This is a genomic window from Microbacterium lacus, from assembly GCF_039531105.1.
GTDB classification, from domain to species: domain Bacteria; phylum Actinomycetota; class Actinomycetes; order Actinomycetales; family Microbacteriaceae; genus Microbacterium; species Microbacterium lacus.
Map to the genome: position 1 here is coordinate 3,213,066 of NZ_BAAAPK010000001.1, position 22,594 is coordinate 3,235,659.

The following is a 22,594-nucleotide window of genomic DNA, read 5'->3' on the forward strand; positions in this document are numbered from 1 at the left end:
TCGGCGACGGCCCCACCTCTCGCTACGAGGAGTCCCATCCATGATCTGGGTCAGCAATCGCCGAAAGATCCTCTTGATGCTCGCCCCCGCGGTCATCGTGTTCACGGCATTCGTCGTCTATCCGGTGATCTACTCCGGCGTCTTCAGCTTCACTCGATTCCAGGGCTTCGGGGCCCCGACCTGGATCGGCTTCGACAACTACGCGGCTCTGGCTGGCGATCCGTTCTTCTGGCAATCGCTCCAGAACACCATCGTGATCCTGGTCGTGAGCCTCGGCATCCTGATCCCCTCATCATTCGCCCTCGCGCTGCTGCTCCAACGCGCCATCGCCGGTGGAGGCGCCCTCCGCGCGCTCGTGTTCGGGCCGGCGATCATCGCCCCGATCCTCGTGGGCCTGATCTGGGTCTTCATCCTCGACCCGAAGATCGGTCTGCTCAACCGCGTTCTCGGCGCGGTCGGCATCCCGCCCGTGCAATGGATCGGCGGGGACTATCTGACGCCGATCTCCGTGTCGATCGTCTTCATCTGGAGCAGCATCGGCTTCGCGATGACGATCTTCTATGCGGGTCTGCAGATGCTCCCCGCAGATGTCATGGAGGCGAGCGCGCTGGACGGCGCTACGGGGTGGCAGCAGATCTGGCACATCAAGATCCCGATGATGCGCGAGACGTTCACGATCGTCACGATCCTGATGGTCACGAACGTCTTCAAGATCTTCGAGCTCGTCTACATGCTCACCGGCGGCGGCCCCGTCCATCGATCCGAGACCCTCGTCAGCTACATGTACTTCATCACCTTCACCAATCAGCAGTATGGCTACGGCATGGCTCTGGCCGTCATCATCACGATCCTCGGCGCCGTGGTCTCCGTCGGGTACCTCATCGCCGCGCGGCGGAAGGAGCCGGTCTCATGACGGACCTGAAGGAACGGACCGGCGCGACGCCCGCCCTGGTCTCTGCGACCGACGGCATGACGGCACGGCGGCGACGCCGGCGGACGGGGTGGATCATCGCCGGCGCGGCGTATCTCATCACGTTCCTGATCGTCCTCCCACTGCTGTGGATCGCCCTCCTGTCGGTGCAGCCGAGTGCGGACATCCTCTCCAACCCGCTGTCCTTCGCGCATCTCACGCTCGAGAACTACGCCAACGCGATCTCCTCGCTCCCGTTGCTGCGCATGTACGGCAACACGCTCCTCATCGCCGTCGTGTCGGTCACGATCGGCACCGCGATCTCGTTCATGGCCGCGTTCGCGCTGACGCGCATGGTGTTCCGCCGCCCACGGGCGCAGTCATCGGTGCGCTTCTATCTCCTGGCGGGACTGGCCGTGCCGGTCTACATCCTGCTTTTCCCGGTGTACCGCCTGGACCTCGCACTCGGGATCTTCGGGACCTACTGGGCGCTGATCCTGCCGTATGTCGCGGTGTCCATCCCCTTCAACACCCTGCTCATGACCGGCTTCCTCCGGGAGTTCCCGACGGAGATCGAGGAGGCTGCCATCATCGACGGCGTCGGGCTGTGGCGGCTGTGCTGGAGCGTCGTGCTGCCCCTCATGAAGCCCGTCATCGCGACGATCCTCATCTTCAACGTCGTCTACGTGTTCAACGAGTTCCCGTTCGCGTCGATCCTGATCAACGATCCCGAGATGGTGACGGTCTCGCTGGCCGTCTCACGCTTCCAGGGCCAGTACACGGTCGACTATGGCGGAATGATGGCCGCGGCGACGCTGGTGCTGCTCCCCCAGCTGGCTATCTATGCGCTGTTCCAGCGACAGGTGATCGCGGGGATGACCGTCGGAGCAGTGAAAGGCTGACCACGGAAGTGGAGGGGCCCGAGTGCGGAGTCTGCGGTTCGCAGCCCGGACCCCTCCGGTCAGGTGGCGGCGGGGAATCCCGTCGAAGCGATGCAGTTCACAGCAGCGCGGCGCTCCGCGGCGGCGCGACGGACTCGCGTTCGAGGAGCGGGCAAGCGAGCACGGTCGGGTGCGCGGCCAGCAGCGCCTCCTCGTCCTTGCCATGCAGGAGTGACGCGAGCGTGGAGACGGCCCAAGCGCCCATCTCGTAGTGCGGGAGCGTGACCGTCGTCAGGGTCGGGAACAGGCTGTCGGGAATCGGAGCCTGGTCGTCGAACCCGACCACCGACAGGTCGGCCGGTATGACCAGACCGCGCTCGCCCGCCGCCCGGTAGGCGCCCATCGCCATGCGGTCGTTGTAGCAGAACACCGCCGTCGGTTCACGATCGAGCAGTTCGAGCGTCGCCGCGTAGCCGCCGCGCGCGTCCGCCGATCCGAAGGCCACCAGGTCATCGTTCGGCAGACCGGCGGCCTGCATCGCCTGCTGATAGCCGAGGAGGCGGCCTCTGGTCGCGGGCACGTCCTCGACGCTGGCCGCGAAGCCGATGCGGCGATGCCCCTTGGCGACGAGCATCTCGACGACCGCAGCGGCGCCGGCGCGCTCGTCGGGCATGACCGCGGGGATGCTGCCCGATGCGTCTCGGGCACCGATCAGGACAGCAGGGCGGGAACGGAGATTCTCCGGCGCCACGATCTCGTCGTGGTACACCGTGGCGTAGATGATGCCGTCGGCCTGTCGGTCGAGGAACGCCTGCACCTGCGCCGAGTCGACCTCCGGATCCGGATTCAGCTCCGAATTGATGATCGCGAGCGTGAGGTTGCGGCGGCTCGCCTCCTCCTGCGCTCCGAGGATGATGCGACCGGCGTGCGGGGTGGTCGCGATCTCCTCCGTGACGAGGCCGATCATGTCCGAGGCGTGCGTGCGCAGGCCCCGTGCGAATCGGTTGGGACGGTAGCCGAGCTCCTCGGCCGCCGCACGCACGCGCGCGGCGGTGTCCTCACTGACCCTGGTGTGCGGCGTCGCGTTCAGCACGTGGGAGACCGTCGTCTGCGAGACGCCGGCGTGCGCCGCGACGTCGCGGATGCCCGCTGTCTTCTCCGTCATGCGACTCCCCGTCATCGTCGACCTCTCACGTTCGTATCACCTTTCCCGCGGGGACGTGGGCGGCGACGGACGGAGTGGCGCGGAGCGCGTTGACCGAGCGATCCATGGTGACCTGATCGTCGGCGCCGGAATCGAGGACGACATTGCCCGACGACGCGGTCTCGACGAGCACGGTCACCACGGCCAGAGCGCGCGAGCCTCGGGTGGTCAGCAGCGCGTCCACCTGCGCTTCGAAGCAGGACTCGCTCGCGATGCTCACTACGTCCGTCGCCACGATGTGGTTGCTCGAGACGTAGTTCTCCTCGCCCTGCGCCAGACGGATGATCACCGGTGCCGCGCCGATCGGTCGGATGTCCTCGGCGGCGACGATCTCCGAGAAGTGGTTGCCGATCACCGAGTTGCCGCTGCCCTCGACGACGAGGAGTCCGTAGGTGTCGTCGAGTCCGTTGTCTATGTCGATGAAGGGGACCCACGGCTCGCGGTCGCGCAGGAAGTGGTTCGAGCCCACCAGATTCTCGGAGCTCCCTCCGCTGAGCACCACCATGCCGGGATAGAACGAGTGCAGCCTGTTGTTGGTGATGCTCGATCTCGTCACGCCGTGCAGATGGATGCTGCTCGCCCCGCGCGGGAACACGTTGTTCGCCGTGATCAGCAGTCCCCCGTGGTGCTCGGCGTAGATGGACGCACCCGACGGGCCTGCGCCGATGAGATTGTCGGTGATCTTCGAGGCCTGCCCCCACCCGCGCAGCTCGATGCACGATCCGCATTCGGCGATGAAGTTGTCATGGATCGAGAGCGCATCGGCGTGGAAGATCGTCAGCGCGTGCTCGAGGTAGATGAATCCCATTCCGGTGACGCGGAAGGAGTCGTTCGCGTCGGCCACGCGGATGCCGGTCTTGCCGTTGCGATAGGTGTTCTCGGGGTCCGAACCTGATCCATCGGCGCGGAAGTGGAGTCCGTCGATGCAGAAGTCCGCGAACTCCACCGAACTGATGCGCGGACTGCCGGTGCGCGCGACGAGGAAGGCCGCGCCGTCGACGTCGTCACCGGCATCCGACGCCGGCAGGTCGACGATCACCCGGCTGCCGCCCGGCCATAGTTCGTGCAGGTCCGGCCACTCCGCCTCCGGCGTGTTGAAGCGGATGCTGGAGGACGTGAATCCGTGCCCGGCGCCCTGGATGCGCAGGAAGCTGATGTCGATCCGCACCTGCGTGCGCAGCCGGTAGTCCCCGGGCGGGATGTGGATGACGGCGCCCGGCTTTCCGCCGTCGTTGTGATCGGCATCCGCCTGTCGCTTCTTCACGTCGGCGATGATGCTGTTGATCACCGCGCCGATGTCGTGGTGGGCGTCGCCGTCCGGCCAGGTCGTGACGTCGTACGTGTTGTTGCTCGGCATGGTTCTCGGCTCGTTCGTCGGCTCAGCCCTTGACCGCGCCGAGCGTCAGCCCGGCGACGATCTGGCGCTGGAGGAAGAGGGTCAGGATGATGACCGGCACGGAGTAGACGGCGGCGAGAGCCGTCATGCCACCCCAGTCCAGCCCGAACTGCGTCTGGAAGTTCGCGATCACGACGGGGGTCGTCTGCGCGCGGACCGAGGTCAGCAGCAGCGCGAACAGGAACTCGTTCCAGGAGGCGAGGAACGCGAAGATCGCGGTGACGGCGAGCCCACCCGTGACGACCGGCAGCACCACCCGCCACAGTGCCTGCAGCCGGCTGCACCCGTCGACCTTCGCGGCCTCGTCGAGCTCGTCGGGCACCGCTTCGAAGAAGCTCGCCATGAGCCAGATCGACAGTGGCAGCGAGATCGTCGTGTGCGCGAGGGCGAGTCCGAACGAGGTGTCGGTCAGCCCGAGGCTGCGCATGATCTCCACGAGGGGCGCCCCCACGGCGATCGTCGGAACCATCCGGGTCACCAGCGCCGCGATGATGAACACGCGACCGCTGGGTGTGCGGAAGCGGGTGATCGCGTAGGCAGCGGGGACCGCGAGCACGAGCGAGAGGACCGTCGAGATGACCGCGGTGGTGACACTGTTGATCAGCGCCGCCGGCACGCCTTCCCGGCTCAGCGCCGACACGTAGTTCTCGAGCGTCCACTGCTCGGGCCAGACCGTCGGGGGCACGGCGATCGCGTCGAGCGGCGTCTTGAACGAGGTCAGCAGCAGGTAGACGAACGGGAATCCGTAGAGGATGAGGGTCACGGCGAGCAGGACCCAGAGGATGAGGCGGCTCTTGCCGCGCGTTTCGAGGGGGTTCATCGCGCTGTGCTCCCAGGACGCCAGATGAGCATGATGGCGGCGATGGCGACGGCCAGCATGACGAAGAGGTAGACGGTGCCCATCGCACTGGCCAGCCCCGGATCGCCGAAGCGGGTCATCGTGCGATAGATGAGCAGGCTGAGTGTGGTGGTGCTGCCCTGGGGGCCTCCGTCGGTCTGGATCAGGATGATGTCGAACGCGCGTGCCGCGTCGATGCCGCGGACGATCAGCGCGACCGCGATCACGGGTCGAAGCAACGGGATGATGATGCTGAACAGGAGTCGCGGGTAGCGCGCGCCGTCGATACGGGCAGCTTCGACGACCTCGCCCGGAATGTTCTGCAGACCGGCGAAGAGCACGAGCGTGATGAATGAGGTCGTCAACCAGATATCCGGCAGCGCGACGGCGAACAGCGCGATGTTCGGGTCGCTCAACCACTGGATCTGGTCGGGGCTGGCGAGGATGTGCGCCCGGTAGAGCAGTTCGTTGACGATGCCGAAGTTGTCGATCAGCAGGAACCGCCAGAGCAGACCCGCCACGACAGGCGCGATCATGAGCGGGTACATGAAGATCGTTCGGAACACCGCGGAGCGGTGACCGAGCGCGGTGAACAGCAGGGCGACGGCGAGCCCGAGGGTGAACTCGGCGATCACGACGATGAGCGTGTAGACGACGGTGCGCACGGCGGCGTTCTGGAATGCCTCCGAGGCGAACGCGGCGGCGTAATTCGCGAAGCCGACGAATTCGCGGGGTGCACCCGCGAAGGGGGAGATGACGAAGAAGCTGTCGTAGACGAAGCGGGCGAGAGGCCAGAGGACGAAGACCGCGAGGAACGCGGCGGCCGGGAGCATCAGCAGGAGCGCGAATCGGCGGTCGTTCATCCGACTCTGCCGGCGGCGGCGCGGCAGGGCGGGCGTCGGTGCGGGCGGCGGGGGCGTCACTCCCGCGGGAGGGGCGACGGTCGCCACCCCTCCCGTGGTTCGTGTGTGCATCGGTGTGTCCTTGCGTCGATTCGTCCGGATGCCGGAACTACTGGATGATCTGTTCGATCTGTGTCTTGGCCTCCGAGAGGAGCGCCGCGGTATCGGCATCCGGTTCGACGGCCTTCTGCAGGAGCGGAATGAGCACCGAATCGGTGATCTCCTGCCACTGCGCGGTCGCCGGACGGGGCAGCGTCTGCGCCGCCTCGAGCGTCTCGAGCAGGGCCGGGTAGTTCTCGTATCCGGGCTCGCCGGCCTTGCTCTCGAACGCGCTCTTGCGAGCCACGAGACCGAGCGAGGTGTCCGCCGACAGATCGTTGTGGTCGTAGGCGAACCGGATGAACTTCGTGGCGGCCTCGTTCTTCGAACCGGATGCCGGCACCGACAGGTACCAGGCTCCCGGCACACCCGCGATGCCGCCCGGGCCCGCGATCATCGGGGCGACCCCGATGTCGTCTTTGACGGGCGAGTCGTCCGGGGTCTGCCGGTAGGCGTGACCCCAGAACCGCATCATGGCCAGATTGCCCTGGTAGAAGAGGTTCTGCGCGCCTGCCCAGTCCAGCTGCGCGGCGCCCGCCGGCGCGTACGGCAGCAGGCTCACGTAGAAGTCCAGCGCCTCCTTGTGGGCCGCATCGTCGATCGTGACCTCGCCCGAGGAGGCGTCGAGCACCATGTGCTCCTCACCGGCCTGCGAGACGGTCGCGAGCCACTCGGTCTCGACCGCGCCCTTGACGTCGGTGCCGTAGAGATCGATCGCGCCGTCACCGTCGGTGTCGCGGGTGAAGAACTCCGCGGCATCCCGGTACTGCTCCCACGTCGTGGGCGGCACGAGCTCATAGCCGTACTTCGCCGCGAAGTCCGCCTTGTTCTGCGCGTCCTCGAACAGGTCGGTGCGGTAGAAGAGGATTTCGGAGTTCGTCCAGACCGGCATCCCGACGTACGTTCCGTCGACCTGCGCTTCGGTGACCAGGCCCCCGAACAGGTCGCTCTTGACGTCGTCCGTGTAGAGGTCGTCCAGCGGCGCGAGACCCGGCGCAAACGCCGTCAGCCAGATCGCGTCCAGCGCGGCGACGTCGAACGACGGGCTCCCCGCCTTCAGCTCGGACGAGATCCGGTCGTACAGGCCGGCGTACGGGAGCTCCAGCAGGGTGACCTCGGTGCCGGTCTCCTCCTGATAGAGGTCGGCGATCGGCTGCAACTCCGCTTTGCCGCCGCCTTCGACGACGACCGTGAGCGTGTCGGCATCCGAGGGTGCTGCGCCGGATCCCCCCGCGCCGCATCCGCTCAATGCCACGGCCCCGGCCGTCGCGATCGCCACGAGGGCGAGTCCGCGCCGCCCGAGCGCTGCCGCGCGGTGATTCTTACGAAGCGTCATCACTTCGTCTCCATTCGTTGATGTGATCGGTGAGTTGCAGACTCTTGGTAAAACGTCTTGGCAAAACGTCTTGGCATGATCATGAAGGACGAGTGACGACGTGTCAAGTCGTCTTGATCAGCCGATGGACGCGCGCAGGACCGGCGGGCAGGCGACGAGCGTCGGGCCCTCACCGGCCGGGTCGATGCCGAGCAGCACCCGCACCCCCGCGGCACCGAGCTCGTAGTGCGGGAGGGCCACCGTGGACAGCGGCGGACGGAGGTGCGCGGCGATCACGTCCTGGTTGTCGAATCCGATGACGGCGATGTCGGCCGGGATGCGGACTCCGCGCTCGCGGAGGCCGTCGTAGAGGCCCATCGCGACGCGGTCGTTGTGGCAGAACACCGCCGTGACGCCCGAGGCGACGATCGCCTCCGCCGCGGCATACCCGCCTTCCTGCTGCGGCTCCGCCTCGAGCACCAGGCGCGTGTCGAACTCGACACCGGCCGCCTCGAGCGCGTCGCGATATCCGGCCAGTCGGTCGGAGCGCGCGGGCGACGGCGTCGTGGTGTTGATGAACGCGATGCGCCGGTGGCCTGCGGCCAGCAGCTGCTCGGTCGCGGTTCTGCCGCCCTGGCGTTCATCGGGCACCACGGCCGGCAGCGCGCCGTCCGCGGAGAAGCAGTCGACCAGGACGGTGTCGGTCTGCTGGAGGATCTCGGGTACGACGATCTCGCGGTGATACCAGGTGGAGTAGAGGATGCCGTGCACCTGGTGCTCGAGCATCATCGCGATCACGTCCTTCTCGACCACGGGATCGCCCTCGGTGTTGGCGACGAGCAGGACGTAGCCGTGCTTCCACGCCTCGTCCTGCGCACCGTGGATGATCTGGCCGGCGAACGGGGTCGTCGCGATCGCGTCGGCGACGAGTCCGATGAAGCGGGATCCGCCTTGCGAGAGGGTCTTCGCCAGGGCGTTCGGACGATATCCGAGCTCGAGGACGGCATCCTGAACGCGACGACGCGCGTCGTCCCCGATGCGGGCACCGGGCTTGTCGTTCACGACGTGCGAGACGGTCGCCACCGAGACCCCGGCGGCTTTGGCGACATCGCGCATCGTGACGGCAGGTCCGTTCCTGCCGTGCCCGGTAGAGCTCATCCCTTGGTAGCCCCGCTCTCCAGTCCGTTGATCATGGCCTTGTTCAGGACGAGGAAGACCAGCAGCAGCGGCGTCACCGTCACGCAGACGGCGGCGAACGTCGCTGTCCAGTCCGTATTGCCCATCGCTCCGATGTAGTTTTGCAGGCCGAGCGGGATCGTCTTCAATCCGTCGGAGAGGACGAACGTGTTCGCGAAGATGAAGTCGTTCCAGATGAAGATGCTGTTGACCAGGACGACCGTGATGATCGTGTTGGCAGACAGCGGGAAGGTGATCTGCCCGAAGATCCGGTACGGACCCGCGCCGTCCAGCGACGCCGCTTCGTACATCTCGCGGGGGATGTACTCGTAGAACGACGAGAACAGGTAGATCGCCATCGGCAGCGAGAACGCGGCGAGCGGCACGATCATCGACAGGTGGGTGTCGAGCAGACCGACCTGCGCGTAGTCGATGAACAGGGGCACGAGCGCGATCTGCACCGGCACGATGATGCCCAGGAGGAACAGCGCCCGCACGAGGTTGCTGAAGCGGAAGCCCAGCACCTGCAGTGCGTAGGCGGCCATCATCCCGGCGATCACGATGAGCGCGCTCGCGCCGAGCGTCACGATCAGGCTGTTGAGGATGTTGAGCCACAGGTTGCCGGTCGAGAACGCACGCGCGTAGTTGTCGAGAGTGAACTCCGACGGGAAGGCGAAGGGATTGCCTCCGGCGAAATCGGATGCCGTGCGGAAGCTCGTGAGGAACAGCCACAGCAGCGGGTACACCTGCACGATGACGATCAGGACGACCGTGACGGTCAGGAGCGTGCGCTGCACGCGCAGCCGGTACGAGCCGGCACTGCGCGGCGGGCGGCCGGGAGTGGGCACGGAGTCGGTCATGATCGGTCGGTCCAGGACGGGGGCGGTCATGAGTCGTCCCTTCGACGAAGCAGCGCGATGATCAGGCCGACCGCGACGAGGCACTCGACCACGATGAAGACCGAGATCGCGCTCGCATAGCCGTAGTCCGTGTGCACGAACGCGGTCTTGTACATGTAGGTGGTGAGCAGCTCGGACGCCTGTCCGGGACCGCCGTTCGTGAGCAGGTAGGGGATGTCGAAGCCGCGCAGGGCGAACGTGGTCGCCATGATCGTCGTGGTGATCCAAACGGGCCGGATGTAGGGGAACCGGATGCGCCAGAAGATCTGCCACCACGACGCCCCGTCCAGGCGCGCGGCCTCTTCCAGCTCCTTGGGCACCGCGATGAGCGCTGCGTAGATGATGAGCATGTACAGGCCGGTGAAGCGCCAGCCTTCCGGGATCGAGACCGCCGCGAGGACCGTCTGCACGTTCGACAGCCAGGCGGTCTGCAGCCCCTCGAGTCCGACCCAGGCCAGCAGCTGATTCAGCAGGCCGACCGGCTCGAGGGAGTAGATGCGCACGAACAGGAACGCGATCGCCACGGTCGAGATGACCGCCGGCAGCAGGTACAGCGTCTTGACGAGCTCCCGGGCCCGCGGCAGCGCGGTGAGGAGCCCCGCCACGGCGAGCGCGCCGCCCAACTGCAGCACCAGGCAGATCGCGAGGTAGCCCAGCGCGTTGCCGAACGCCGTCCAGAAGACGTCGTCGCGGGTGAACATCTTGATGTAGTTGTCGAAGCCGACGAAGACCATGTCGGTGATGCCGTCCCAGCGGAAGACGCTGAGCACGAGCGACTGCAGGATCGGCAGGAGCACGGCGATGCCGTACAACAGGAGCGGCGGGACGAGGAAGACGATGACCGACAGCGCCGAGCGGCGCGGCAGCATCGACGACCTCATCGCCGGGCGGCGCCGAGGGGCGCGCGGACGGACCGCGCGCACCCCGGCTTCGGCGATGTCAGTCACCGACGTTCTCCTTGAGGGCGGCATCCATCGTCTCGATGAACTCGTCCGGAGTGATGTCACCCTGCACGAGGAGCGTGAGCTCCTGCTGGAGCCGCGTGTTCGTCGCGGGATCCAGCTGCGTGTCCCACGGCATCGCGATCGCGGGGCCCACTTCGGCGGACTGCTCGACCGCGCGGCCGTACAGCGGGGTCGCGTTGTCGGGGATCACCGGGTCGACGCCACTCGTCGGCGACAGGGCACCGGACGCGGTGTAGACCTCGGGGTAGCGCTCGAGGGCGAAAGCGAGGAAGTCGCGCACGAGCGGGTCGTAGGTCTGGGCGTTCACGGCCATGCCGATGCCGGAGGGCGTCACGTATTCGTTGTCGTCGGTGACGGCACCCTCGATCGTGGGGAGGGTGAAGTAGTCGACGGAGTCTCGGACGCCGGCATCCAGCGCATCGGTGGCGAGGTTGCCGAGCTCCCACGTGCCGATGTTGTACATCGCGGCCTTGCCGGAGGTGAACAGCGCCTGCGCGTCTGCGTAGCCGGTCGAGGAGAAGCCCTCCTGGAAGCAGCCTGCCTTGCCGAGGCCGGACAGCCATTCGGCGGCCGCGCGACCGGGCTCATCACCGAAGGACGCATCCCCCGTCTTGAGCTTCTGCACGTACTCGGGGCCGGCGAGACGGAACGGGTAGTACGCCATGTAGCGCTCGAGCGGCCACTGGTCCTGTCCGTCGAGCGCGATCGGGGTGATGCCCTCGGCCCGCAGGGCCTCGCACGTGGCGGCGAAGTCGTCGAGCGTTGCAGGGATCGGCACCCCCGCCTGCTCGAACAGGGCCTTGTTGTACCAGAAGAACTCGAGCTGGAACTCGAACGGCACCATGTAGAGCGACCCGTCGTCGAAGCGCTGATAGTTCAGCGCCGCCTCGCGGTAGTCGTCCGCGAGCCCGAGGTCCTCGAGCAGCAGATCGACGTCGACCATCTTCCCCTGGGCGGCGAGCTTCTGCGCGAACGGCGTCGCATCGGTGTCGAACAGCTCGGGCAGCTTGTTCGCCGCGGCGAGCGTCTCGTACTTCTGGATGTACGACGGCCGGTCGGGGGTCGTGATCAGGTTGAGCGCGAAGCCGGGGTGATCGGCGGCGTACTCGTCGGCGATCTGCTGCATCGCGGTGATGACCCCGCCGTCCGCCGGCCGGGAGAGCAGCCACGAGATCTCGCGCGGCTTCACCTCCCCGTCGGGGTTGACGTCGGTCGGGTCGGCACCGCCCGACGATCCGGCGCAGCCCGTCATGACGAGGGATGCGGCCAGAGCGAAGGCGGCGAGGGTCGCGGTGCGCTGTGGGATGTTCATTGCGTGATCTCCATTGATTGTGTCGCGGGCGGGTGAGGAACAGGAATCGAGGTCGGTTTCGGATGGGTCATGCGGGTGCGGCGATGAGTTCGGCCGTGACGGATGCCGAGTCCTCGGCATCCGTCAGCGGCGAGTGGACAGTGAATTCGGTGACGACGACGGAGCCTTCGCCGACGAACGCCCCGACCCGGCCGGCCGGCCGGTCGTAGAGGCGGGTGCTGAGGACGACCGCGTCATCGAGCGTCGCGACGCACAGGTCGCCGTCGACGATCACCTCGAGGGTGTGCTCCCCCGGATCGATGGGGGCCGACCGCTCGAGCTCGACCGCATGGGGCACGTCTCCGGAGATCTGCCACTGTTCGGTGCCGGTGCGCAGGCGCGGCCAGCGGTCGAACACCAGGCGCCCGCGGCGCGGCTCGAGGCGGAGGACGTATCCTTCGTCGCCGTCCGCGCTCGCCCGCAGCAGGATGCCGCACTCGGTCGTATGGGGCGCGATGTCGAAGCGGGCGCGCACGCGGAAGGCGCGCGGCGCCTCGACCGGGACGAGAGCATCGGCATAGCCGTCGAGCGCCCGGAGGATCGTTCCGGCAGCGAGGCCGGGTTCGGGCTCGCCGAACGTGTCGGCGAACTCGCGCGGGGGGTGGAAGCGCAGCGTCCCGTCGGCGCGCTGCTCGGCCTCCAGCACGGAAAGCGTGCCGGCCCACTGCCACGCGCCGTCGTCGACGCCGCCCTCGCGGGAGGCGATCCACCCGAAGAAGAAACGGCGGCCGTCACGGGCGGCGGACTTCGCGGCGTAATACGCACGACCGTCCAGGGAGTCGTCCTCGGGGACGATCCACGGTCCGTGGAGGCTCCGCGACATGCGGTACCGCGTCGTGAAGGATTCGCTGAACTCGGAGTAGACGAGGTACCACCACCCGTTCCATTCGAACACCTCGGGGCATTCGTGCGCGACGTAGCGACGCGGGTCCCAGAACGGTGCGGCCGGGGTCCAGGTGCGCAGGTCGGTGGACGTGCACTGGGCGATCACGCCGCGGCGCCGATCGGGCCCGTCGGCGTGACGGGCGGTGATCAGCATGCGCCAGATGCCGGCCTCGGCATCCCGGAACACGAACGGGTCGCGCCAGTCCGCCGTCTCGTAGCCGGCGGTCGCACCGAAGGTGTCGGCGGGGTGCCGCTGCCACGTCGCCATGCCGTCGCGGCTGGTCGCGTGCATCACGAGCTGAAGCGAGAGGCCGTCTGCGCCGCGGCGTTCGGGGTTCTGTCCGGTGTAGAAGGCGTGGTGCACGCCCTTCTCATCGCGGACGATGCTGCCCGTGTAGATGTTGAAGTCCGGCGCGTCCGGGCCGGCGGAGGCGATCGCGGGGCCCGTCTCACGGAACGCGACGAGGTCGTCGCTGTCGAGCCGGTGCCACGGCATCCCGTCTTTCGGAGTGCGGCGCGATTCGTACAGGTAGAAGAGGTGGAAGACCCCGTCCTCCTGGAACGGGATGACATCCCCCACCCACGCGCCCTCGGGCCGGTAGAAGCCTCGCTGATCCATGAACACCTCGTCGCTGACGGTCCGTCACCGGATGGTTAACCGGTTATGCATTACGGTATCAGGACGCTGAGGATGTGGTCAAGCGGTTAATCACGTCTCTTTACGCGCATGCCTCCGGCCAACCCGTCGAGTGTCCAAGACACGCCGCATGCTGGATGCCGGACGCGGCGTGTCCTGGACACTCAGCGCCCCAGGAACGGGGTCAGTGGGTGCGGAGCAGGGTGATCAGAGCGGACTTGCGCATGCGCGAGTAGCCGGAGAGGCCGAGCTCCTTGGCACGCTTCCTCAGCTCGGGCACGGTCCAGTCCTCGTAGTCGCCGGACTCCCCGCCCTTGCGCCCGACCTGGGATCGGCCGGCCTTCGTGCCACCGGCGGCGTTGGAGATGCGGGCCGCCTTCTCTTTGGACGCACCGTCGCGTCGCAGCGCCTCGTACATCTCGGGATCCTTGAGTCGGGGGTCTTTCCCACGCGGCATGATCGCCCCTTCCGTCAGCTGGTTTCAGGCAACCACCGCGTGCCCGCGAAGCCGAGCGGGTTGACAGGCGTCGATCAGCCCGCTTCGGACCCGGCGTTGGACGCGCCCGCGGCGTTCAGGAGCGTCCGCCCTCGCGCTTCCCGCCGCCTCCGCCGCTCCACCGACGGGCTCGCAATGCTGGATCATGCGGCCGGAGCGCCTCCCGCGCACAGGCCTTCCGGGGTCGGGCTCGAATGTCGGAGGCCCGTGGAATAATTCGAACATGTCTTCGAAGGCGCGCGTTGGCGGAGTCGGCCCGGTGGGCTTCAGCGACGCCGACGTGGCCGAGCTGGCAGCGGTCGTGAACGGCATCGAGTCGACCGAGCGCGAGCTCGCAGCCGTCGAGGTCAGAAGGGTTCGCCTCTTGGCCCGGGCCGGCCAGGTCGCCCTGCGGCAGACGGCGGAGCAGGATCGCCGGATCGCCGTGCGCGACATGGCACTGCGGGGCATCGCGGCCGAGGTCGCCGGTCCCGCTCGACGCTCGGATCGAGCGATGCAGGCACAGATCGGCGAGGCACTCATGCTGGTCGAGAACTATCCGGCGGCCATGGCGGCGTGGGAGACAGCGCAGATCACATCCCGGCACATTCGGGAGATCACCCACGCCGGGGCCGCTCTTCCCTTGGATGCGCTCTCCGCCTTCGACACCGCAGCTGTGGAGATCTGCACGACCGACATTCCGTCCCGCGTACGCCCACGGCTGGAGATGCTGGCGGCCGACCTGCACCCCGACACGCTGACCGAGCGGCACGCCGCTGCGGCGGAGTCGCGTCGAGTGCGGACGATCGCCGTGGGCGAGGGCATGTCCGACGTGATCGCGACGGTCCCGACCGTGCTCGCCGTCGGGATCGAAGACCGCCTGACCCGGCAAGCGCGCCAGATCGCCGACGCCCGTTCGTCAGCTGCCGCGCGGCTGCGCGAGCTCGCCGGTGAGGACGGAGCGGATGCCGATCGGGAGCGGGCTCGACTGGAGGTGATCAGGTCCGATACACGCACGATGGATCAGCTTCGCGCGGACCTCCTCTGCGACCTGCTGCTCACAGGGATGCCGGCGATCGACGCGACCCGCTCCGACGACGGGCCCGGCTCCCTCGGCGCGATCCGCGCTCACGTGCAGATCACGATTCCCGCGACCGTTCTTCTCGGCGCCGACGCCCCCGCCGACCTCGTCGGACACTGCCCCATCGATGCAGAGGCCGCTCGTACCCTCGCTGCGCAGGCGCGGGGTCCGTGGGAGCGCGTCATCATCCACCCCGCCACCGGTGTCGTCCTCCACACCGACACCTACCAGCGCACCGCCGCGATGGACCGACATCTGAAGGCTCGGGACGGGCACTGCCGCTTTCCCGGATGCCGGATACCCGCGATCCGGTGCGAGGTCGACCACACCGTCGACTGGGCGCGCGGCGGCACGACCGACGTCGGCAACCTCGCCCATCTCTGTCAGCGGCACCACTCGATGAAGCAGTTCGCCCCGTGGAAGGTCCGACAACTCCCCGGAGGCGTCCTGGAGTGGACCAGCCCGCTCGGCGTCACGGGACACGAGCATCCACCCGCCCATACGGTGCGGTTCGTCGCCGCCTCAGACTCACCCCCGCCGTTCTGAGATTTTCTGTGGGCGGCGCGAGCACGACGGGCCAGACTGAACCTGCACCGCACCCTCAGTGACCTGGATCCCGCGAAAGAGACCGAAATGCGCCCTTCTCCTGTTCACCACCCTTCGCTGCGCACGCGCACCTTCGGGGCGCTCATCGCCGCCGCAGCAGCCACGCTCGTTCTGGCCGCGGCACCGGCGTACGCGTCCTCCACCCCGCAGGTCACCGCGAGCGAGACGACGATCGACGTGGGCGACACCACGACGATCACGGCGTCCGGACTCGGCGGTCTCGAGCAGGCGAGCTTCGGCTTGAGCGACAACAGCCTCGGCCAGTTCACCGAGAACGCGGAGACGAGCTATCAGGCGCCGGTGTCGGACGGAACAGCCACCGCCACCTTCAGCGGTCTCGCCGAGGGGAAGGTGACCGTCGCGGTCGGAAACGGCGAGACCATCCTCGGCACCGTCGAGATCACGATCACGGGCGGCGGAGGCTCAACGGTCGAGGTGACCGCGAGCCCGGCATCCGTGGCCGTCGGCACGGCCACGACGATCACCGTCACCGGACTCGGCGGTCTCGAGCAAGCCAGCTTCGGGCTGGACGACACCGCGGCGGGCACGTTCGAGCCGGGCGGTCAGTCCAGCGCCACAGCACCGGTGAGCGACGGGCAGGCCACGATCAGCTTCACGCCGTCGAAGGCGGGCAGCGTGACGATCGCGGTCGGAGACGGGGAGACGGTGCTCGGCACCACGACGGTGACCGCCAGCGCCGCACCGTCGCCCACCGCCACCCCGACGCCGACGGTGAGCCCGGAGCCCGCCTCGGACGGGATGTCGCCCGTGCTCTTCTGGGTCATCATCGCCCTCGTCGTGCTGATCGCGGCGGGCATCGTCGTGTGGATCGTTCTCGCTCAGCGCCGCAAGAACCCGAGGGCCTGACGGCCGGAGAGCGGGCCGGCAGACTGTCGCCCTGACGCCTCCTCTTCTTGCTCATCTGAGTGAGTGGTCGTACACTCACTCCTATGAGCCCCCTCTCCACCGCCGAGTCGCGTCGACCGCTCGTCACGTCGGCCGCGGTCCGCGCCTTCGCGCGCGGCGGCTATCGCGGCACCACGATCGCCGACGTGGCCGCGGTCGCCGGCATCTCCGCCTCCTACGTCTCGAAGCTCTACTCCACCAAGGAGCTGCTCTTCGTCGCCGCACTCGAGGAATGCTTCGACCAGATTCTCGGCGCGCTCGCGAGCGGCGCCGACGCCGCAGGATCCGACGACTCCGCCGCAATCCTCGACGCGATGGGCGACGCCTACGCCGAGCTCATCGCGGATCGCGACCTCCTGCTGCTCCAGGTGCACGCGCAGTCCGTCGCGGACGTCACCGAGATCCGCAGCGCGATGCGCGAAGGCCTCTCGAACGTGACATCCTTCGCGCAGGAGCGATCGCGGTGCACCGATGAGGAGGTCCAGCAGTTCATCGCCTTCGGTCAGCTGTGCCATCTGATCGTCACACTGGACCTCGACGCCGTCCCCGCATCCTGGGCATCCGCTCTCACGCGCGGCATCCGACACCCCTGACACCCCCATCGACCCACCCCTCTTCGCATGTCCAAAAGAGTGATTGATCAGTCACTCTCTCAGAAAGGAAGATCATGACCACTGTCGTCCATCCCATCCGCACGACACATCGTTGGCTCGCGCTCACCGTGCTCGCCCTGGCGCAGTTCCTCGTCGTGCTGGATGCGTCGATCGTGAACATCGCACTGCCCGCGCTGGGAGAGCAGCTCGGACTCGGCACCGCATCCCTCGCCTGGGTCATCACGGCGTACGTGCTGCCCTTCGGCAGTCTTCTCCTGCTCGGCGGTCGACTATCCGATCGATTCGGCCACCGCCGCCTGTTCCTGATCGGTACCGCCGGGTTCGTGGTCGCGTCGGTTCTGGCGGGCCTCTCACTCTCGGGAGGAATGCTGCTCGGAGCACGCGCGCTGCAGGGCGCGTCGGCCGCCCTTCTCGCACCAGCGGCCCTCGCCCTGCTGACCCAGCTGTTCCCCGCGCCGCAGGACCGCGCACGCGCGCTCGGTGTGTGGGGCGGGGTGGCGGGTATCGGCTCGGTCGCCGGCGTGCTTCTCGGAGGAGTTCTGACCGCCACGTGGGGCTGGCAGTGGGTCTTCTTCGTCAACGTCCCGGTCGGCGTGATCGTGCTCGCGGCCGTGCCGGTCCTCATCTCCCGTGATGCGGCATCCGTTCGCGTGCCTCTCGACATCCCCGGAGCGGTGACGATCACGGGTGCACTGGTCGCCGTCGTCGCCGCACTCAGCGCCGTCGAGCGCACCGGCTTCGGCCCACTCCCCCTCGCCCTCGCGATCGCCGCGCTCCTGCTCGGCGCGGCATTCATCGCGATCGAGCGACGGACGCCGCACCCCCTCGTGCCGGCCGCCGTCTTCGCCAACCGCAACCTCGCCGTCGGCAACATCGTCGTGCTGCTCGTCGGCGGCGCGGTTGTCGCCCTCTTCTTCGCACTCTCGGTGTACTTGCAGGCGGTGCTCGGCTACGACGCGCTGCAGGCGGGCCTCAGCCAGCTGCCGCTCGCCGGCATTCTGGTCGTCACGGCGGGCCTCGTCCCGTTGTCGATCACGCGGCTCGGAACACGTCCCACTCTCATCGGAGCCTTGCTCGTGCTGGCGGCGGGCATCGCCTGGCTCGCGTTCGCACCGGCCGATGCGTCGTTCGCGGCGCACCTGCTCGGACCGACCCTGCTCATCGGCATGGGCATCGGCGGCGCTCTCGTCACCGCGACCCAACTCGCGGTGGACGGCGTCGACGGCGGAGAATCCGGACTCGCCGGCGGTCTCGTGAACACGAGTCAGCAGATCGGCGGAGCGCTCGGCCTGACCCTCCTCGCCGCCCTCGCCTCGGCGAGGACGTCCGCGGTCGCAGAGGGGGCGCCGTCGAGCGGTGCGGCCCTCACGGCGGGATTCTCCTGGCTGTTCCTGGGGGCAGCGGCGTTCTGCCTCGCCGCTGCAGCGGCCGTCCTGCTTGCCGGATCCGCACGTGTGAAGACCGCCTGAGTCCGCCGGGCAGACCTCAGCCGTGGGCGTCCCTTACACCGTCGGGAACCTCCGGCGCCAGCCACCCTCGACCGTCGAGAGCGCGCGTAGCATCCCAATCGTCACGCCGGCCGCCGATGCCGGCAAGGGGAGCGACACATGCCGCACGACCAGTACACGTTCGACGATCCGGTGACGCGTTATGCACGTGTGGATCCGCCCGTCCAGCACCAGCCGGAGCCGGGCATCCAAGCGTGGATGACGCCGGTGCCGGACCTCGGGGAGAAGACGTACCGCGGCACCGGCCGCCTGGCGGGCCGCCGTGCCCTCATCACCGGCGGGGATTCGGGCATCGGCGGCGCGACGGCGATCGCGTTCGCCCGGGAAGGGGCGGACGTCGTCATCGTGCACCTCGACGGGGAGCAGCCGGATGCCGAGCACATCCTGAGCGAGATCACCGCGGCGGGCCGCACAGGTGCCGCGATCGTCGCGGACATCTCGGATCGCGCCCGGAGCGCCGAGATCGTGGCGGAAGCCGTCGCGCATCTGGGCGGTCTGGACATCCTGGTGAACAACGCCGGCAAGCAGGTCGCGGTGCAGCGCGTCGAGGATCTCAGCGACGAACAGTTCGAGGCGACGTTCCGCACGAACGTCTTCGCACCGTTCTGGCTCATCAAGGCAGCACTCCCCCATCTGCAGCCCGGCGCGACCATCATCAACACTGCCTCCCTCGAGGCCTACGTCCCGGCGCCGGACCGCCTGGACTACGCCGCGACGAAAGCCGCGATCAACAACCTCTCGAAGGGACTCGCGCAGCAGCTCGCGCCGCGCGGCATCCGGGTCAACGTCGTCGCGCCCGGACCGACCTGGACCGCACTCCAGGTCTCGGACGGCGTCTCCGACGAGCAGATGGCTGCCTTCGACGAGGAGAATGAGTACAAGCGGGCCGGCCAGCCGGCGGAGATCGCACCGGCCTTCGTCTTCCTGGCATCGGCCGAATCGAGCTACGTCTCGGGCGAGACGCTCAATGTCAACGGCGGCATGGTCACCCCGTGACTCCTGGAGAACGAACACCCTCTCCTCCCACCGTCTACGCCCTGCACGGCCTCGGCGGCAGCGGCGCCTGGTTCGGTGCCGTCCGCGAACACCTCGCTGACGACATCCGCCTGATCACGATCGACCTCCCGGGCTTCGGCGACGCGGTGGACGTCTCGGGTATCTCGCTCCCTGAGATGGCCGATCACGTCCTGGCGGCGATCGCCCGCGACGGGAGCCCGCGCTGGGTGCTCCTCGGGCACAGTATGGGCGGCAAGGTCGCCGCCCTCGTCGCGCGGCGCGCGCTCTCGGGTGAGGCTCCGGTGTTCGGACTCACCGGGCTCGTGCTCCTCGCGCCGTCACCGACCCTTCCCGAGCCGATGTCCGAATCCAAACGCGCGGAGATGCTCGGCTGGGCCGCAGACGGCCCGATCAGCGCGGGCGACGCCCGCGGGTTCCTCGACGCGAACACCGCCCGACCGCTTCGCACGGATCTGGCCGATCGGGTGATCGCCGACGTGCGACACACGGCCACGGCCGCCTGGCGCGCGTGGCTCGAGACGGGAAGCCGCGCCGACCTCACGCGCGAGGTGGGCTCCCTGAACCTTCCCGCGATCGTGCTCGGCGGCGAGGACGATGATGATCTGAGCGCCGACGCCCAGCCGCGCCTGGCCTCCCCGACTTTTCCCCGGGCGCGGTTCCGGCGCCTGCCGGACACCGGTCACCTCATCGCGCAGGAACGACCCACAGAGGTCGCGGCAGCGATCGCCGACCTGATCGCGGAGGTGTCGGCATCCGCCCCGCTCGTTCCCGACGAGTGGTCCCGGTTGATCGCCTCCCCGCGCATCGAGCCGAGAGTCCGCGCCGCACTGGCAGCCCGGGCGATCGCCGACGACCCGTCGTACGCCCCGCGCGCGCTGACCCCTCGCCAGCTGAATACCCTGCGACTCCTCGCTGATGTCGTCGTGCCGCAGCCCACGGGCGGACGGATCGACCTCGCTGCGCGGCTCGACCGACAGCTCGCCGCCGGCGACGGAGACGGGTGGCGCCCCGCGGACCTGCCCCCGGACGCGATCGCCGCCCGACTTGCGCTCGACGCGCTCGAAGAAGAGGCAGCGGCGAGCGCGCGAGCGACGGTCGAGGCCCTCGTATCGGGCACGAGCACCCCCGGAGGCTCCGCCTTGTCGGCCACCCAGCTGCAGGCATGGTTCGAAGACGTCCGGGTCGACCTGGTGCGGCACTGGCTCGCGCATCCCGCCTCTCTCGCCCGCACCGGGTACGACGTGTTCGCCTCACGCGGAGGACCTCAGCCGCTGGGCTTCACGGTGCTGGGCGCCGGTGCACGCGCGGCGTGGGAGCCTGCCGAGTTCGGATCGGAAGAGACAGACCGCGAGGGCGCCGCATGATCGGGCAGCTCGCGATCGACACCACGGACATGCGGCGCTTCGCCCCCGGCACCGAGGTCGACGTCGTCGTGGTCGGCACGGGCGCAGGCGGCGCGCCGGTGCTCGCGGAGCTCGCCGCCGCCGGGCTCGACGTGGTCGCCCTCGAGGCCGGTCCGTTCTTCGACCCCTTCCGCCACACGCCCGATGAGACCGACGCCGCCGAGATCAATTGGATGGACGAGCGACTCTCCGCCGGCGCGGATCCGACCGCGTTCGGCCCGAACAACTCCGGCCGCGGAGTCGGCGGCTCGACACTGCATTGGGGAGCGTTCACCCCCCGGCCCGATGCCGGTCAGCTGCGCCTGCGAACCCAGTCCGGTCAGGGTCGCGACTGGCCGCTGTCCCTCGACGAGCTCGCTCCCTTCCTGCTCCGCGCCGAAGCCGACCTCGGGGTGAGCGGCCCAGCCGCCTATCCGTGGGATCCGTCACGCCGCTACGCGTACCCACCGGCGGCACGCAACGCCTCGGCCGACCGGATGGCCGACGGATGCTCCTTGCTCGGCATCCGCGCGACGGACGCACCCGCCGCCGTGCTGACCCGCGAGCGTCACGAGCACGGGCAGACCCGTGGGGCATGCATCTCGTGCGGGACCTGTCACCAGGGCTGCCGCACGGGAGCGAAGGCGTCAATGGGCACGACCTACCTGTCCGCCGCGGTCCGATCGGGTGCCGAGATCCGTGCCGATGCGTTCGTCCACACGGTCGAGACGGATGCCGCAGGGCGCGTGACCGCAGTGGTGTACCGCCAGGGGGACACCGACGTGCGCCAGTCATGCCGCGCGCTGGTGCTCGCGGCCGGGGGCGTGGAGACGCCGCGTCTGCTGCTGCACAACGCCCTCGCGAACTCCAGCGGGCAGGTCGGCCGGAACTTCCTCGCGCACCCCGCCACGCAGGTGTGGGGCACGTTCGACACGCCGCAGCGCAGCTATCGGGGCTATCCGTCCTCGTTGATCACCGAGGACTTCCTGCACCCCACCGACGCGGACTTCGCGGGCGGCTATCTGATCCAGAGTCTCGGAGTCATGCCGCTCACGTATGCGACGAGCCTGGTGCGCGGGGGTGGGCTGTGGGGCGACGAGCTCATGTCCGCTCTCGAGGCCGCCCGCTTCACCGCCGGACTCGGGATCAACGGCGAGTGCCTGCCGAGCGAGGACAACCTCCTCGAGCTGAGCGACGAGATCGACCGATTCGGGGTGCCGCGCGCACGGGTTTCGTTCACCGCCGCGGACAACGAGAAGGCGCTGTCACGTCACGCGGTCGCGGTGATGACCCGCATCCTCGAGGCGGCAGGCGCCACAGCGACGCGCGTGCTCGAGCGCACCGCGCACACCCTCGGCACGTGCCGGATGAGCGATGACCCGAGTGACGGGGTCGTCGACCGCTACGGGCGCAGCCACGACATCGACAACCTCTGGATCGCCGACAACTCGACCTTCCCGAGCGCCCTGATCGCGAACCCCGCGCTGACGCAGGTCGCGCTCGCGCTGCGGACGGCGGAGCGGATGCTGGCCCCGCAGCCCTGACCG

Annotated in this window: 20 protein-coding genes; 9 read left to right on the forward strand and 11 right to left on the reverse strand. The window is 68.5% G+C overall.

Annotated elements, in window-relative coordinates:
* Positions 1-40: 40 nt before the first annotated feature.
* A complete protein-coding gene (locus ABD197_RS15215; RefSeq protein ID WP_344055700.1) occupies positions 41-913 on the forward strand; it encodes a carbohydrate ABC transporter permease in 873 nt (290 codons plus the stop codon).
* The gene (locus ABD197_RS15220) at positions 910-1,812 is read left to right on the forward strand and encodes a carbohydrate ABC transporter permease (RefSeq protein WP_344055701.1); all 903 of its coding nucleotides are present in this window, start codon (positions 910-912) and stop codon (positions 1,810-1,812) included. The genes ABD197_RS15215 and ABD197_RS15220 overlap by 4 nt, the downstream gene beginning before the upstream one ends.
* Positions 1,813-1,909: 97 nt before the next feature.
* Here the strand turns inward: ABD197_RS15220 and ABD197_RS15225 are convergent, their stop codons facing one another.
* The 11 genes from ABD197_RS15225 to ABD197_RS15275 all read right to left on the reverse strand — a co-directional run bounded on the left by ABD197_RS15225 (position 1,910) and on the right by ABD197_RS15275 (position 13,915).
* A complete protein-coding gene (locus ABD197_RS15225) occupies positions 1,910-2,956 on the reverse strand; it encodes a LacI family DNA-binding transcriptional regulator (protein WP_344055702.1) in 1,047 nt (348 codons plus the stop codon).
* Positions 2,957-2,981: 25 nt separating this feature from the next.
* Positions 2,982-4,352: a NosD domain-containing protein gene (locus ABD197_RS15230; protein WP_344055703.1), complete on the reverse strand. Its 1,371-nt coding sequence runs from the start codon at positions 4,350-4,352 to the stop codon at positions 2,982-2,984.
* A 22-nt stretch (positions 4,353-4,374) separates the two neighbouring features.
* Positions 4,375-5,211 (reverse strand): carbohydrate ABC transporter permease, encoded by an 837-nt coding sequence (locus tag ABD197_RS15235; protein ID WP_344055704.1) that lies wholly within the window; start codon positions 5,209-5,211, stop codon positions 4,375-4,377.
* Positions 5,208-6,092 (reverse strand): carbohydrate ABC transporter permease, encoded by an 885-nt coding sequence (locus ABD197_RS15240; RefSeq protein ID WP_344055884.1) that lies wholly within the window; start codon positions 6,090-6,092, stop codon positions 5,208-5,210. Before ABD197_RS15240 ends, ABD197_RS15235 begins: the two co-directional genes overlap by 4 nt.
* A 148-nt stretch (positions 6,093-6,240) precedes the next feature.
* On the reverse strand, positions 6,241-7,566 hold the full coding sequence (locus ABD197_RS15245; RefSeq protein WP_344055705.1) for an ABC transporter substrate-binding protein: 1,326 nt from the start codon (positions 7,564-7,566) through the stop codon (positions 6,241-6,243).
* 117 nt (positions 7,567-7,683) lie between these two features.
* Positions 7,684-8,703 (reverse strand): LacI family DNA-binding transcriptional regulator, encoded by a 1,020-nt coding sequence (locus ABD197_RS15250; protein ID WP_344055706.1) that lies wholly within the window; start codon positions 8,701-8,703, stop codon positions 7,684-7,686.
* Complete coding sequence (locus ABD197_RS15255) at positions 8,700-9,611, reverse strand: carbohydrate ABC transporter permease (RefSeq protein WP_344055707.1); 912 nt, start codon at positions 9,609-9,611, stop codon at positions 8,700-8,702. The genes ABD197_RS15250 and ABD197_RS15255 overlap by 4 nt, the downstream gene beginning before the upstream one ends.
* Positions 9,608-10,489, reverse strand: coding sequence for a carbohydrate ABC transporter permease (locus ABD197_RS15260; protein WP_344055885.1), 882 nt, complete (start codon positions 10,487-10,489; stop codon positions 9,608-9,610). Before ABD197_RS15260 ends, ABD197_RS15255 begins: the two co-directional genes overlap by 4 nt.
* A gap of 70 nt (positions 10,490-10,559) precedes the next feature.
* Positions 10,560-11,897, reverse strand: coding sequence for an ABC transporter substrate-binding protein (locus ABD197_RS15265; RefSeq protein WP_344055708.1), 1,338 nt, complete (start codon positions 11,895-11,897; stop codon positions 10,560-10,562).
* 67 nt (positions 11,898-11,964) lie between these two features.
* The gene (locus ABD197_RS15270) at positions 11,965-13,440 is read right to left on the reverse strand and encodes a family 43 glycosylhydrolase (protein ID WP_344055709.1); all 1,476 of its coding nucleotides are present in this window, start codon (positions 13,438-13,440) and stop codon (positions 11,965-11,967) included.
* A 202-nt stretch (positions 13,441-13,642) separates the two neighbouring features.
* Positions 13,643-13,915, reverse strand: coding sequence for a DUF7218 family protein (locus ABD197_RS15275; RefSeq protein ID WP_344055710.1), 273 nt, complete (start codon positions 13,913-13,915; stop codon positions 13,643-13,645).
* A gap of 262 nt (positions 13,916-14,177) precedes the next feature.
* On the opposite strand from ABD197_RS15275, the gene ABD197_RS15280 reads away from it, so the two are divergent.
* From ABD197_RS15280 to ABD197_RS15310, 7 genes are all read left to right on the forward strand, one after another.
* Complete coding sequence (locus ABD197_RS15280; protein ID WP_344055711.1) at positions 14,178-15,560, forward strand: HNH endonuclease signature motif containing protein; 1,383 nt, start codon at positions 14,178-14,180, stop codon at positions 15,558-15,560.
* A gap of 87 nt (positions 15,561-15,647) precedes the next feature.
* The gene (locus ABD197_RS15285) at positions 15,648-16,487 is read left to right on the forward strand and encodes a hypothetical protein (RefSeq protein ID WP_344055712.1); all 840 of its coding nucleotides are present in this window, start codon (positions 15,648-15,650) and stop codon (positions 16,485-16,487) included.
* 83 nt (positions 16,488-16,570) lie between these two features.
* Positions 16,571-17,119 carry a TetR/AcrR family transcriptional regulator gene (locus ABD197_RS15290; RefSeq protein WP_344055713.1) on the forward strand — a complete coding sequence of 183 codons (549 nt, stop codon included), beginning with the start codon at positions 16,571-16,573 and terminating at the stop codon, positions 17,117-17,119.
* Between the two features lie 74 nt (positions 17,120-17,193).
* The gene (locus tag ABD197_RS15295; protein ID WP_344055714.1) at positions 17,194-18,609 is read left to right on the forward strand and encodes an MFS transporter; all 1,416 of its coding nucleotides are present in this window, start codon (positions 17,194-17,196) and stop codon (positions 18,607-18,609) included.
* A gap of 138 nt (positions 18,610-18,747) precedes the next feature.
* A complete protein-coding gene (locus tag ABD197_RS15300; protein WP_344055715.1) occupies positions 18,748-19,644 on the forward strand; it encodes an SDR family oxidoreductase in 897 nt (298 codons plus the stop codon).
* A complete protein-coding gene (locus tag ABD197_RS15305; protein ID WP_344055716.1) occupies positions 19,641-21,029 on the forward strand; it encodes an alpha/beta fold hydrolase in 1,389 nt (462 codons plus the stop codon). Before ABD197_RS15300 ends, ABD197_RS15305 begins: the two co-directional genes overlap by 4 nt.
* On the forward strand, positions 21,026-22,591 hold the full coding sequence (locus tag ABD197_RS15310) for a GMC family oxidoreductase (RefSeq protein ID WP_344055717.1): 1,566 nt from the start codon (positions 21,026-21,028) through the stop codon (positions 22,589-22,591). Before ABD197_RS15305 ends, ABD197_RS15310 begins: the two co-directional genes overlap by 4 nt.
* Positions 22,592-22,594 lie beyond the last annotated feature (3 nt).

Bases quoted from the DNA above. Each gene is read 5' to 3' on its own strand.
- ABD197_RS15225 (WP_344055702.1), bottom strand. From the start codon at position 2,956: ATGACGGAGAAGACAGCGGGCATCCGCGACGTCGCGGCGCACGCCGGC.
- ABD197_RS15255 (WP_344055707.1), bottom strand. From the start codon at position 9,611: ATGACCGCCCCCGTCCTGGACCGACCGATCATGACCGACTCCGTGCCC.
- ABD197_RS15220 (WP_344055701.1), top strand. From the start codon at position 910: ATGACGGACCTGAAGGAACGGACCGGCGCGACGCCCGCCCTGGTCTCT.
- ABD197_RS15300 (WP_344055715.1), top strand. From the start codon at position 18,748: ATGCCGCACGACCAGTACACGTTCGACGATCCGGTGACGCGTTATGCA.
- ABD197_RS15295 (WP_344055714.1), top strand. From the start codon at position 17,194: ATGACCACTGTCGTCCATCCCATCCGCACGACACATCGTTGGCTCGCG.
- ABD197_RS15310 (WP_344055717.1), top strand. From the start codon at position 21,026: ATGATCGGGCAGCTCGCGATCGACACCACGGACATGCGGCGCTTCGCC.
- ABD197_RS15290 (WP_344055713.1), top strand. From the start codon at position 16,571: ATGAGCCCCCTCTCCACCGCCGAGTCGCGTCGACCGCTCGTCACGTCG.
- ABD197_RS15260 (WP_344055885.1), bottom strand. From the start codon at position 10,489: ATGCTGCCGCGCCGCTCGGCGCTGTCGGTCATCGTCTTCCTCGTCCCG.
- ABD197_RS15235 (WP_344055704.1), bottom strand. From the start codon at position 5,211: ATGAACCCCCTCGAAACGCGCGGCAAGAGCCGCCTCATCCTCTGGGTC.
- ABD197_RS15230 (WP_344055703.1), bottom strand. From the start codon at position 4,352: ATGCCGAGCAACAACACGTACGACGTCACGACCTGGCCGGACGGCGAC.
- ABD197_RS15275 (WP_344055710.1), bottom strand. From the start codon at position 13,915: ATGCCGCGTGGGAAAGACCCCCGACTCAAGGATCCCGAGATGTACGAG.
- ABD197_RS15240 (WP_344055884.1), bottom strand. From the start codon at position 6,092: ATGAACGACCGCCGATTCGCGCTCCTGCTGATGCTCCCGGCCGCCGCG.
- ABD197_RS15250 (WP_344055706.1), bottom strand. From the start codon at position 8,703: ATGAGCTCTACCGGGCACGGCAGGAACGGACCTGCCGTCACGATGCGC.
- ABD197_RS15265 (WP_344055708.1), bottom strand. From the start codon at position 11,897: ATGAACATCCCACAGCGCACCGCGACCCTCGCCGCCTTCGCTCTGGCC.
- ABD197_RS15285 (WP_344055712.1), top strand. From the start codon at position 15,648: ATGCGCCCTTCTCCTGTTCACCACCCTTCGCTGCGCACGCGCACCTTC.
- ABD197_RS15270 (WP_344055709.1), bottom strand. From the start codon at position 13,440: ATGGATCAGCGAGGCTTCTACCGGCCCGAGGGCGCGTGGGTGGGGGAT.
- ABD197_RS15245 (WP_344055705.1), bottom strand. From the start codon at position 7,566: ATGACGCTTCGTAAGAATCACCGCGCGGCAGCGCTCGGGCGGCGCGGA.
- ABD197_RS15280 (WP_344055711.1), top strand. From the start codon at position 14,178: ATGTCTTCGAAGGCGCGCGTTGGCGGAGTCGGCCCGGTGGGCTTCAGC.
- ABD197_RS15215 (WP_344055700.1), top strand. From the start codon at position 41: ATGATCTGGGTCAGCAATCGCCGAAAGATCCTCTTGATGCTCGCCCCC.